Raw genomic sequence first — 11,531 nt, forward strand, 5'->3', positions numbered from 1 at the left:
GAATATTAGTCTTTTTTCTTTTCTACCATGATAACGCCGTCCGTTATACGGTTTACAATGATAGGGGTTTTTTCATTCAGGAATCCGTCCATGGATTTCACTTCCACGATGTTGCCGTCTATTTCGGCATTGCCGATCAGTGCCAGGCGTGTAATGGCCACACCCGTATCGCCTACTTTTACTTGATCCGCAGCCGTACGGTCTACCTTCGATGTGATATTCTTCTTCAACGCCACTTTATCCAAGGTCTTGGAGCGCATGAAGAGTATCAATGAGCCTATGCAGGCTATTGCCGATACACCGAGCGTGATGAAACCAGCCGTTGTACCCAGATAGGCAAAGGCATAATAGTTGGCATAGATCATGCAAGCTCCGGCCAGGATTCCGGCTATACTGATGCCCGGGATGACGAACAGTTCTACCAAGAATAGGATAACCGCCGCAACAATGAGTACAATGATGATAAGTATGTCCATAGTTTTCTATTTAAAGGATTGTTTTTCTGTATTACGCACTTCAATGGCGGCTTTTTCCAATTCACCTGATAATTGTTTTATCTGCTTTTCCAGGTCGAGTATGGCGGGAGTCAGTTTGGCTTTATCGCTTTCCTTGGCACGGGAGTACAAGGAGCGTTGTTCTTCCAATTTGTTTTGCTGTTGTCTGAAGCTTTTTTCCAACTGGCGGTATTTGCTGAACAAGCTCTTGGCTTGAGGTGATTTGAAATCACTCCATTGATAATACGTGGTGTGGTCATCAATTACAAATTCAAAGTCATAGCTCCGTTCAGTTTGTGGCTTTTCACTGATAGCGGCTTGCAGACGGCGTTTGGCATCAGATACTGTATTCTGGTCTACCCAAGTATCTTTCAGGGAGTGAATTTGAGCAAGTCGGACAGCTTTTTTCTTGTCCATTGCTTCGTAGTTATACACTCTTTTGGAAGAGTTGGGAATAAATACGTAAATACATACTTTTCCTTCCGGTTGGTACCGATCGGAAGCAAACCATCCGAGGTTGTTGAATTCATCGATGGCAAACATGTAGTCGTTATAGGGAGAATTGAATGGCATGCCCACATTCTCCGGGGTCAGATAGGTGTTGGTATTTGTATTATAGCGGGTAACGAATATGTCGTATCCACCTATTGAATTCTCACCGTCAGCGGCATAGTAGATAGTTGCACCATCAGTCAATACATAAGGATAATTGGCATTGACGGAGTCATTGATGCTACCGGGTAATAAGCTGCCTTTACTCCATTCGCCTTGCATTTTGTTACGGGAAAGGATACTGAGTTTGCCATCAGGCTGGCGTTCACCGTAATAAATCTTATTACCAAGTTCCGTTTCGTATACGGTAGCTTCTATTTCTTCTTTATTTTGGAAAAAATCGTTGTACGTAAGTAATTTACCAGATTCCGGACTTATTTTATAAGCTTCCAGAAAGCGGTCTTTATCCACTACGATACTATCGATGATGCATACTTCTTCGATGCCTTTCAGCATGCGGAGATTGGTCTTGCTTTTTTCTAGAAGTTTTTCAGCTTCTGCGGTAGATCTTTTTCGTTTGGAAAGGTCACTGATATATTCTTCGTAACACTTGATGGCATCTTCAAAACGATACAGGTCGTTATAATTTCGTGCCAGATGCAGCTGTCCGCTCGGGATACGTTTTTTAACGGCTGTTTCCAGATATTTCAGAGCTACGTCAGGCTCTCCTGTTTCCAGGCAGCATACACCGTACCATAAATTGCAATTTCCGTTTGCCGGTTGTGTCTTGACGAATTTTTTGAAAACAGGTTTGGCTTTCTCGTACTGCCCTTTGTTGTAAAAAGCTTTAGCTTGTTCCAACGTCTGTGCTGATGCACCGATTAATACAAGACAAAATAGAAGGAGTAAAATATATCTCTTTTTCATGTTAGTTATCCAACTTACAAATTCGAATGTTCAAAAATACAAATTAATCGGGAATAATGCTGATTTCCGTTATTCTATTATGTTAATTCTTCTTTAAATCATTCTTTTCTCTTACTTTTGCAGGGCAAAAAGTAAAAGAGCTACAAGCTACATGAGCTACGAGTTACAAGTAGCTGCGCAATGTTAGCATGTAACTTGTAGCTCGTAACTTGTAATTCGTAGCTTATAATCGTTATGGCGCAATTTACTGAAGAAGAGAAGATCATCCGCCGCATAGAAAAGCGGTTTAGCAAGGGAGTGGTGGAATATGGGCTGATAGAGGATGGAGATAAAATCCTCATCGGACTTTCCGGCGGTAAAGACTCTTTGGCGTTGGTGGAATTGTTGGCAAAGCGTGTCCGTGTCTTTAAGCCCAGATTCTCCGTGGTTGCCGTTCATGTGGTTATGAAGAATATACCTTATCAGAGTGATTTAGCCTATTTGCGTGAGTATGCTGAGTCATGGAATATTCCTTTTGTGTTGTATGAGACGGAGTTCGATGCAAGTACGGATATGCGTAAGTCGCCTTGTTTTCTTTGTTCATGGAACCGACGTAAGGCGTTGTTTACTGTTGCCAAGGAGCAAGGTTGTAATAAAATAGCATTGGGACATCATATGGATGATATTCTAGAAACATTATTGATGAATATCACTTTTCAAGGTGCATTTAGTTCCATGCCGCCCCGCTTGATAATGAAGAAGTTCGATATGACGGTTATCCGTCCGATGTGTTTGATACATGAGTCTGATTTGCTGGAACTGGCACAGATAAGGGGATATCGGAAACAGGTGAAGAATTGCCCTTATGAAGCGCAATCTCATCGAAGCGATATGAAAGGTATTTTGCATCAGTTGGAAGAAATGAACCCGGAAGCTCGCTATAGTCTTTGGGGAAGTATGGCAAATGTTCAGGAAGAGCTTCTTCCTAATAAAATTGATAAGTTAGATTAATCATTCTTTAAATATTCATTACTGAAATGAAAGGTTTTTATACTATTTTGCTTTTAATAGTCTCTAATATCTTTATGACTTTTGCTTGGTATGGTCATCTGAAGCTACAGGAGATGAAAGTGATCACAAATTGGCCGCTTTATGCCATAATCCTATTTTCATGGGGTATTGCTCTTGCGGAATATGCCTTCCAGATTCCAGCCAATCGTATTGGCTTTTTGGGCAATGGCGGGCCTTTCTCATTGATGCAATTGAAGATTATTCAGGAGGTGGTTACTCTTATTATTTTCACAGTATTTACTACTGTACTTTTTAAAGGTGAAAGCCTGCACTGGAATCATTTTGCGGCATTCATTTGCTTGGTATTGGCAGTGTATTTTGTATTCTATAAATGATAATTTAATGAAGAACTAAGAATGAAGAATTACCTTGCGGCATGCTTGCATAGCGCAGCCAAATTCTTCATTCTTAGTTCTTCATTAAATTATCATTTCTTTGTTATAAACCGTTCCATTCCTTTCGTATAGTATGTTTGAAGTTCTCCATTCTCATCCGTGTAAATAAAGCACGCATCAATATCCGGATGAGCATCAGCAAAGCGTTCTGCTTCTTCCAGTCCCATCACCATGAATGCGGTGGCATAAGCATCAGCACTCATACAGTTTTTGGCTACTACAGTGGCAGATAAGATATTATGTTGTACGGGATATCCTGTTCTTGGATCTATAGTATGTGCATATTTCTTTCCGTCTCTATAATAGAAGTTGCGATAATTGCCTGAGGTTGCAATACCTACATCCGTTATATTCAATACTGTTTGTAGCTCCTGATTAATGGATAGTGAATCATCAACGGGCTTATTGATTCCGATACGCCATAAGTCTTTCTTGGGATTTTCTCCCTGCGCTACGATTTCTCCGCCTATATCTACCATGAAATTCTTGATGCCTTTCTTTGCAAGAAACTGTGCTATTACATCCACTGCATATCCCTTGGCTACTGCACTACATGAGAGCATCATGCGCTCATCTTGTTTTACCACTTTACCTTCTTCTGACAGAGTCACTTTGGTATATCCTGTAATTTCCAGTAAGCTGTCTATCATGGCAGAGTCGGGAAATGCGCCTTTCTTGAAACCAAACCCCCAGGCATTAGCCAGTGGAGCAACTGTAATATCGAATGCACCATCCGTTTCTTTAGATATTTCCATACTACGGCGGAATACATTTGTAAAAAAGGTATCCGGTATAATATCCTCATTACGGTTGATTCGTGTAATTGTGGCCGTATCATTGAAGGGAGATAGCGAACCGTCAAATCTCTTCAATTCTTCATCGATTTCAGCTTTCAGATCACCGTCATATTGATAAGTTATATTATAAACTGTGCCGAATATCAGTCCGTTGACTGTATAATAAGGTTGCGTACGGTTATGACGTGCAAGTATCCAAATTGTTCCCAATACCAGCAGGGCAATCCATAAGAAATTTCTCTGTACTTTCTTTTCCATAAGCGAAGTTTAACTGAAGAGCAAGTGCTCTATTAATATTTTTGTTCCGATGATAATCAGGATAATACCTCCCCAGAGTTCTGCCCGCAGCTTTCGTGCAATGCCGCAACCAAAACGGATACCGAACAGTAATCCAATGAGGGACATAATGAAAGATACGAAACCGATAATAGAAATAGGTGCCAGTATTTCCGAGAAGTCTCGCATTCCTAGAAATGCAAATGAGACACCAATGGCCAGTGCATCTATGCTGGTTGCGATGGCTAATGCGAGTACCACTTTCAGACTTTTCGGGTCATACTCTTTTTTGCAATCCTCATCTTTGAAAGACTCTCTGAACATGCGTCCGCCCAGGAAAGCAAGGATGACGAACGCAATCCAATGATCCAGACTTTCTATCAGGTGGCTGAACGTGCTGCCACCTATCCACCCAAGGAGTGGCATGATAGCTTGGAATAATCCAAAGAAAAAAGCCATGGTCAGCATGGGCCGCCATAGCGTACGTTTCAGAAGAATACCACTGGCTATGGAAATTGCGAAACAGTCCATCGCGAGTCCCACGGCAAGAAGCCAAATCTCTAATCCGGTCATAATTTAATAGGGCAGTTTATATGTGATTGTATAGGTTACACCCATGGTGTTGGAGCCATATTTGCCGAATCCGGGTACATACCACGGATTACCATATTCTCCAGTTGATGAACTTGTGCGGAATTTGAAGCGCAATCCCCAACCCATGTAGAACTGTTTCCAGATATGTGCACGTATGCCGACGCAGAATTCAAACCATTGCATCGAACCTTTCATTCCTTTATGGTTGAATGGTACGCTTCCTCCCCAGATACCGTCCATTTGATTGGGGTTTCCAATACTTCCATCAAAAATGGGGTCGGTCACAGGGAGAGCTGTTATATCATATTTGAAGCTACTCATTGCATAGCGTAAGCCAACAAACAAGAAATTATCAAATTTCTTCTTATAAAGAGCGTTATAGTTCATACCGATACGGAAATAAGGTGCATTACTTTTGTAATTCGTTCCGTTATCATTCCATGCGTTGGTGCTGCCATATCCAAGTTCCACAATTGGGAAGAAACGGTTTTTAAGGTTGACGTCAACAGCTACTTCCGAGCTTAAGAAATCACCTCCCAGAACTTTACTTCCGATTCCCCACAGGTCCACACTGACAGTCATGCCATAGTATAGCGGGAAGACATTCTCATCCGCTTCTTTCTTTTCCTCCTTCTTGGGCGGATTGGAAGCGGGAGGCCGGTTGCTGTTCTGTGCCTGTACCGGAAGCCCTGTCAGCAAGAAAAATGCCAGACTAAGGCTGAGGATAAAAGAGCTTAAGATTTTCCGTTCCATAAATGCTTACTTCTTTTTCTTTAATATATATGGAGTCAAGTAGATAGCGACTGTATGCTCCGCCTGTGATGCTTTGTTTCATCTGATAGCCGCAATCCATTGACAGGAAATAGGGCGTATTCTTTTGGTAGATAATAATAGTATCTTTTTTAATCTTGGGATCTTTGCTATAGTGAAATATCAATACGGTAGAATCTGCTGTATAGCGCAGAGGCAATGATAGCGAATGCACTTTCTTCTGATTGTTAAGAATGACGGAGTCTGTATCGAATGCTGTAATAGTCAGCGAGTCAAGTGTATCGTTGAACACTCTTTTACTTTCCCTGTCCACCGTATATAGATAACATTCCATCATCGGACGTGCATTCATGGAGCAATCTTCTTCTTCCGAACAAGAAGAAACGATGCTGATAATGGGATAAGCAATCAGACAAAGCAATATCAGTTTTACTAATTTTTTCATAGTCTATATTGTTTTTTCTATTTGATATTTATTTCGTTCAGGAGCACTACGCGAAATCAGTTCGCCAAGGAAGCCTGCAAGGAACAGTTGAGTTCCGATGATCATAGCGGTCAGTGACAAGTAGAAGTAGGGGGAGTCCGTAATCAGGCGGTAAGGCATTCCGTTATACATATTATATAGTTTCGTAATTCCTACAATAATCACTGAAATAAAACCGAAGATGAACATCAGTGAACCGAGCAACCCGAAAAAATGCATGGGTTTTACTCCGAAAGCTGACAAGAACCAGAGTGAAATCAAATCCAGATATCCATTGAAGAAACGGTTTAAACCGCCAAACTTTGTCTTTCCGAATTTACGCGCTTGGTGCTGAACTACTTTTTCTCCGATTTTTTTGAAACCGGCATTTTTGGCGAGGTAGGGGATATAGCGATGCATTTCGCCGTACACTTCGATATTCTTCACCACATCCAGTTTGTAGGCTTTCAATCCACAGTTAAAGTCGTGCAGGTTCTTGATGCCCGACACTTTACGAGCTGTTGCATTGAATATTTTTGTAGGAATGGTTTTTGAAAGTGGGTCGTAGCGTTTCTTTTTCCATCCGGATACCAGATCATAGCCGTCTTCCGTAACCATGCGGTACAGTTCGGGTATTTCGTCCGGGCTATCCTGCAAATCTGCATCCATGGTGATGACTACATCTCCCTGTGCCTTTTCAAAGCCACAGTACAATGCCGGCGATTTGCCATAGTTACGGCGGAACTTGATGCCATGCACGGTGTCCGATTTCCTGCTCAGTTCTTCGATAATCTGCCAGGAACGGTCGGTACTTCCGTCATTTACGAAAATTACTTCGTATGAAAAACCATTGGCTTTCATTACCCGTTCAATCCATGCGTACAGTTCCGGAAGTGATTCTTCTTCATTATATAAAGGAACGACAACTGAAATATCCATCTTGTGGTTTATGATTTATGAATTATGAATTAGGGTTGAAATCACATCTGCTTTTTTACTTTATCACTCATTTTAATTATCCATCTTTATCTTCCGCCTATATGCTCTGCCGGTGGGCGCTTCATGACAAACAAGGCGGTGGGGATAGCAAGTAATGATCCGTAGAATACATTCTGAGACATCAGTTGCATGGTGATATCTGTTGGAGATAACGAGCGCATCGCACTTATAATTTCTTTAAACTGTTCTACATAAGCGTCCATCCCTGGTATGGTATGGTTGGCCAGGCTGTTCAGTAAGCTTTCGTATGTGTTTAGCACAAACCCTTGATCAATAAAACGGAAATATACATAATGAGCTACCGCCGTAAGCAATGCGGCAAACATATACATAAATACAGTGAAAATCCATGCATGAAGAAAACTGATGGCACCGTCACAAACTTGGTTACGGTACATTCGTACATAATAATACGCCATAAAAGGCACGCATAGAGTTAGTCCTGCAAAGAGGAAAAATAGGAACGGTGTAGTTAGCCCTAAAGGAAATAAAATGAACTTCAAAATCCAAAATCCTCCCAGGTAAGTGCCGAATAACATGGCATATCGTTGTAAGTAACCTTTGTTCTCTGTCATCTTTCATTAGGAATAATGGCGCAAAGGTATAAATAATATTGTTTGTAACCCCCGTATTCTTGTTAAAGTTGAAAAAAGTTTGGGCAAAGTATTGCAGGTTTAATAAAAATGCATACCTTTGCACCCGCAAACGAAAATACGGGTAAGTCCTATACGGCCAGCTCCCTTCGAATCCTCCAGGGCTTGATCGCAGCAAAGGTAGTTGGTTGTAGCGGCGCGATATAGTAAGCTTACCCACCCGCCTCTTTAGCTCAGCTGGCCAGAGCACGTGATTTGTAATCTCGGGGTCGTTGGTTCGAATCCGACAAGAGGCTCAAAAGAAAGAGATATGTTCTAACAAGAATGTATCTCTTTTTTTATTTGTTTTTTATAAGAAAAAGTCATAGCTTTGTTCTATAAAACCTAATATTATGATACGAAAACAACCTTATACCTTCTATGTACTCTTCGTTTTTCTCTTTCTGATCCCTTTTGGTAAAGTGTTTGCCGGTTGGAACAACTTCATTGTAAACTTTGATAAAAGCCTTTATGGGAAAGGTCCCCAGACTTGGCAAATAGCTCCTTATGATGACCATTGGGTGTATTTTGCCAATAAAAACGGTATGGTGCAATTTGATGGTAATGTGTGGAAAGTATTTCCGTTAAATAACTTTTCGGATGTACGTTCCGTATTGGCATCCACTATTCAGAAAAGAATCTATGCCGGTGGTATTAATGAATTTGGCTATTACGAACCGGCAAAAGACGGCGAGTTGATTTACCACTGCATGTCCGATACGCTTGACAACTCTGTCCGTATGCTTGGCAATGTGTGGGGAATCCATGAGGCGGATAATATCCTTTATATACAAGGAGATGACCGTGTAGTGAAATATCTGAATGGAAAATATACCGCCATCGAAATGAATGCCAAGATCGACTGTTCCAATATGGTGAATGGTATCCTCTATATAGGTACCGATCGTGGTGTGTGGGTATTGGTCGGAAATACTTTCTTTCCATTGCAGGGTGCGGATTCCTTGGCTTCCAATCGTATCCGTGGAATCATTCCACATAAGGGTGGAGGAATCATCATCGTGACGGCATATGACGGTCTGTTTTATTATAATGGTCGTACCATTGTTCCTTTTATTACCGGTGCAGAGGACTTTATGCGTGAGAACGAAGTTTTTTGTGTGGCTGCTCAAGATGATAAGATAGCTTTGGGAACTATTCATAAAGGCTTATTACTAATAGATTGCGCTACCATGGATGTGAAATACTTCAATGAGAATAACGGGCTGCGTAATAATACGGTGCTTTCCGTTGCCTTCGACGGCCAGGGAAATCTGTGGGCGGGCTTGGATAGTGGTATTGATCATGTTTGTCTGAGCTCTCCTTTTACCAATTTGTATTCATATCCTTATTCTTACGGTACGGGCTATGCGGCGGCTGTTGAGAATGGCTATTTGTATCTGGGTACCAATCGGGGACTTTATTATACTTCTTATCCGGTGAAGCTGAACGGTAGTTTACCGGATATTCATCCCGTTCCTCAATCCAGTGGTCAGGTGTGGAACCTTTGTAAAATTGGTGATGATCTGTTTTGTCTTCATGACCGGGGTATCTTCCAGATTAAAGGCACGAGTATACATCGAATCACGGATATTACGGGTGCCTGGTGCTGTCAAGAGGTTATGGGGCGACCCGATCGTATGTTTGTAGGGGTGTATAATGGCATTTATCTTTTGGAGAAGAAAGCGGGCGAATGGCATATGCTTTGTAAGATCGAAGGATTTGTTGATTCAAGCCGTTTGTTTGAGCAGGAGTCTGCCAGGATTCTATGGGTTCATAATTCCGGCATTATCACCCGTGTGGAGTTGAGTGAGGATTTAACCCGTCAGATCAGTGTAAAATCCTATGGTGTGGCAGAAGGTTTTCCGGTTGAGCGTGATATTTATGTAGCTAAAATAGAAGGTCGTGTTTATTTTGCTACTTCCCACGGTATCTATAAATATAATATTCACAAAGATATGATGGAGCCTTGCAACGATATGAATAATTTGTTGAATGGCACTGCTCCCTATACGCGTTTATTGGAATATCATGACCGGCTCATCAGTCTGAGCCCTTATGAAATCTGTATAGCTAACCTGGGGACTTATAAGAGGGGAGCCAATACCAGTATCAATCCCATTCCCCAGTCTTTGCTTGAGTTGGTGCCAACGTATGCAATTGTTCCTTTATCGGATTCGCTTATGGTGATTCCGAATGAAGAGGGATTTGCCCTGTTCACGATTCCGGCGGTGAAGTACCGGCAAGATCTTGCCCATTCCGTATATATCCGGAATATGTATATTACCTATCCTAAAGATTCTTTGATATATACAGCTAATTTTCTTGGAAAGAAGCCATCCCTCGCTATTAACTATACCTCCAATTCGGTTAGGTTCGATTATAGTCTTTCTTTTTTTGCTTTTGGAGGAGATGATATTCGTTTTCAGTATCGTTTGAATGAAGGAACCTGGTCGGACTATACCACTGTGTATACCAAGGAGTATAGTAATCTGTCCGAAGGTGATTATACTTTTGAAGTAAAAGCCATTTATCCGGACGGTACTACTTCATTGGATGAACTTTCTTTCTGTATTCTTCCGCCTTGGTATCGCAGTGTGCCCGCCTATGTCTTCTATTTCGTCCTTATGTTGTTGGGAGTCTGGTATATTTACCGCTGGGATGATGTGCGTGTGAAGCGTAAGAAAGAGCAGGCTGTTGTAGAAAAAGATAAAGAACTGCATGAAATGGAGAAGGAGTTTGAGGCTGAAAAATCCCGGCGCGAAAAACAAATAATGCAATTGGAAAAAGAAAAGTTGGAATATGATTTACAGCATAAGAGTCAGGAGATGGCTAACCTGATGATAAACTTTGTCCGTAAAAACGAGATGTTGACGGAGATCAAATCGGAAATTTTCAAAGTGGCTTCCTCTCTGAAAGGGGAGGGGGCTCGTGAAGGTAAGCAACTCCTTTTGATTATAAATGGTAAAATTGACTCTAACATCCAAAGTGATGAAGTTCTGAAACGCATCGAAGATCAGTTTGATTTGATTCATAACAACTTTATGAAACGCCTTCATGCTCGTCATCCTGATCTCTCTGATAATGAGCGTATGATGTGTGCTTATCTGAAAATGAATCTTTCCACTAAAGAGATTGCTCCTTTACTGAATATCTCTGTTCGTGGTGTTGAAACTATCCGCTACCGGTTGCGTAAAAAGTTTGCTTTGGAGCGTGAGGATAGTTTGACGGATTATTTAAGTAATAAGTTGTAAGGGGACTGTCAACTGTGCTATCCTCATTTAGTCGCTATCTTTATGCTTTTAATTCGTACTCTTTCACTGCCTTTTCTAGCCTTTCCAAAGGCAATTCTCCCGATTGTCTCCAAAGCTGTTCACCTTTCCTCATTAATATAAATGTGGGATACATTTCGATGGTGTAGAAATCAGCAAGGGCACTTTCCTGGTCGATATCTATTTGCACTACTTCGAGGGTTCCTTCCATTGCCTTTTTAAATTCTTCTACAATAGGCTGCATGCGTTTGCAATGCGGGCACCAGCTTGCGTAAAATTCTGCCATAACCCAGTCTCCATTGGCTAACTTTTCCCTGTTCCGTTCTTCACGGGCTTCTTTTTTCTCTTCCATGATGGTATGTTTTAAAATGA

12 protein-coding genes and 1 tRNA gene are annotated in these 11,531 nt (G+C 41.4%); 4 read left to right on the top strand and 9 right to left on the bottom strand.

Going from position 1 to position 11,531, the window contains the following annotated elements:
- Positions 1 to 5 precede the first annotated feature (5 nt).
- Complete coding sequence (locus VYM24_RS13665; protein WP_007215881.1) at positions 6 to 476, bottom strand: NfeD family protein; 471 nt, start codon at positions 474 to 476, stop codon at positions 6 to 8.
- Positions 477 to 482: 6 nt separating this feature from the next.
- A complete protein-coding gene (locus VYM24_RS13670; RefSeq protein WP_330940254.1) occupies positions 483 to 1,913 on the bottom strand; it encodes a tetratricopeptide repeat protein in 1,431 nt (476 codons plus the stop codon).
- Positions 1,914 to 2,147: 234 nt separating this feature from the next.
- Here VYM24_RS13670 and VYM24_RS13675 point away from each other — a divergent pair, with 234 nt between their 5' ends.
- The gene (locus VYM24_RS13675) at positions 2,148 to 2,903 is read left to right on the top strand and encodes a PP-loop family protein (protein ID WP_299092115.1); all 756 of its coding nucleotides are present in this window, start codon (positions 2,148 to 2,150) and stop codon (positions 2,901 to 2,903) included.
- Positions 2,904 to 2,929: 26 nt separating this feature from the next.
- Complete coding sequence (locus tag VYM24_RS13680) at positions 2,930 to 3,298, top strand: DMT family protein (RefSeq protein WP_299092113.1); 369 nt, start codon at positions 2,930 to 2,932, stop codon at positions 3,296 to 3,298.
- Between the two features lie 92 nt (positions 3,299 to 3,390).
- On the opposite strand, the gene VYM24_RS13685 is transcribed toward VYM24_RS13680, so the two are convergent.
- The 6 genes from VYM24_RS13685 to VYM24_RS13710 form a co-directional block, all read right to left on the bottom strand.
- Positions 3,391 to 4,413 carry an FAD:protein FMN transferase gene (locus tag VYM24_RS13685; protein ID WP_299092112.1) on the bottom strand — a complete coding sequence of 341 codons (1,023 nt, stop codon included), beginning with the start codon at positions 4,411 to 4,413 and terminating at the stop codon, positions 3,391 to 3,393.
- A gap of 9 nt (positions 4,414 to 4,422) precedes the next feature.
- Entirely contained in the window at positions 4,423 to 5,004 is a 582-nt protein-coding gene (locus VYM24_RS13690; RefSeq protein WP_330940255.1) for a manganese efflux pump MntP, read from the bottom strand.
- Positions 5,005 to 5,007: 3 nt separating this feature from the next.
- The gene (locus VYM24_RS13695) at positions 5,008 to 5,778 is read right to left on the bottom strand and encodes a DUF6048 family protein (protein ID WP_299092110.1); all 771 of its coding nucleotides are present in this window, start codon (positions 5,776 to 5,778) and stop codon (positions 5,008 to 5,010) included.
- A complete protein-coding gene (locus tag VYM24_RS13700) occupies positions 5,738 to 6,241 on the bottom strand; it encodes a DUF6452 family protein (RefSeq protein ID WP_299092109.1) in 504 nt (167 codons plus the stop codon). Before VYM24_RS13700 ends, VYM24_RS13695 begins: the two co-directional genes overlap by 41 nt.
- A gap of 3 nt (positions 6,242 to 6,244) precedes the next feature.
- Positions 6,245 to 7,198: a glycosyltransferase family 2 protein gene (locus VYM24_RS13705; RefSeq protein WP_299092107.1), complete on the bottom strand. Its 954-nt coding sequence runs from the start codon at positions 7,196 to 7,198 to the stop codon at positions 6,245 to 6,247.
- Positions 7,199 to 7,284: 86 nt separating this feature from the next.
- Positions 7,285 to 7,833, bottom strand: a complete 549-nt coding sequence (locus VYM24_RS13710) for a DUF4199 domain-containing protein (RefSeq protein WP_299092106.1) — start codon at positions 7,831 to 7,833, stop codon at positions 7,285 to 7,287.
- Between the two features lie 240 nt (positions 7,834 to 8,073).
- On the opposite strand from VYM24_RS13710, the gene VYM24_RS13715 reads away from it, so the two are divergent.
- Positions 8,074 to 8,147 (top strand) — tRNA-Thr (locus VYM24_RS13715).
- Positions 8,148 to 8,243: 96 nt separating this feature from the next.
- Positions 8,244 to 11,141: a triple tyrosine motif-containing protein gene (locus VYM24_RS13720; RefSeq protein WP_330940256.1), complete on the top strand. Its 2,898-nt coding sequence runs from the start codon at positions 8,244 to 8,246 to the stop codon at positions 11,139 to 11,141.
- 40 nt (positions 11,142 to 11,181) lie between these two features.
- On the opposite strand, the gene VYM24_RS13725 is transcribed toward VYM24_RS13720, so the two are convergent.
- Positions 11,182 to 11,511, bottom strand: a complete 330-nt coding sequence (locus VYM24_RS13725; protein WP_299092103.1) for a thioredoxin family protein — start codon at positions 11,509 to 11,511, stop codon at positions 11,182 to 11,184.
- Between the last annotated feature and the right edge of the window lie 20 nt (positions 11,512 to 11,531).

It is taken from the genome of Bacteroides sp. MSB163 (assembly GCF_036416795.1).
In the GTDB taxonomy this organism is placed as follows: domain Bacteria; phylum Bacteroidota; class Bacteroidia; order Bacteroidales; family Bacteroidaceae; genus Bacteroides; species Bacteroides maternus.

Bases quoted from the DNA above. Each gene is read 5' to 3' on its own strand.
- VYM24_RS13665 (WP_007215881.1), bottom strand. From the start codon at position 476: ATGGACATACTTATCATCATTGTACTCATTGTTGCGGCGGTTATCCTA.
- VYM24_RS13670 (WP_330940254.1), bottom strand. From the start codon at position 1,913: ATGAAAAAGAGATATATTTTACTCCTTCTATTTTGTCTTGTATTAATC.
- VYM24_RS13675 (WP_299092115.1), top strand. From the start codon at position 2,148: ATGGCGCAATTTACTGAAGAAGAGAAGATCATCCGCCGCATAGAAAAG.
- VYM24_RS13680 (WP_299092113.1), top strand. From the start codon at position 2,930: ATGAAAGGTTTTTATACTATTTTGCTTTTAATAGTCTCTAATATCTTT.
- VYM24_RS13685 (WP_299092112.1), bottom strand. From the start codon at position 4,413: ATGGAAAAGAAAGTACAGAGAAATTTCTTATGGATTGCCCTGCTGGTA.
- VYM24_RS13690 (WP_330940255.1), bottom strand. From the start codon at position 5,004: ATGACCGGATTAGAGATTTGGCTTCTTGCCGTGGGACTCGCGATGGAC.
- VYM24_RS13695 (WP_299092110.1), bottom strand. From the start codon at position 5,778: ATGGAACGGAAAATCTTAAGCTCTTTTATCCTCAGCCTTAGTCTGGCA.
- VYM24_RS13700 (WP_299092109.1), bottom strand. From the start codon at position 6,241: ATGAAAAAATTAGTAAAACTGATATTGCTTTGTCTGATTGCTTATCCC.
- VYM24_RS13705 (WP_299092107.1), bottom strand. From the start codon at position 7,198: ATGGATATTTCAGTTGTCGTTCCTTTATATAATGAAGAAGAATCACTT.
- VYM24_RS13710 (WP_299092106.1), bottom strand. From the start codon at position 7,833: ATGACAGAGAACAAAGGTTACTTACAACGATATGCCATGTTATTCGGC.
- VYM24_RS13720 (WP_330940256.1), top strand. From the start codon at position 8,244: ATGATACGAAAACAACCTTATACCTTCTATGTACTCTTCGTTTTTCTC.
- VYM24_RS13725 (WP_299092103.1), bottom strand. From the start codon at position 11,511: ATGGAAGAGAAAAAAGAAGCCCGTGAAGAACGGAACAGGGAAAAGTTA.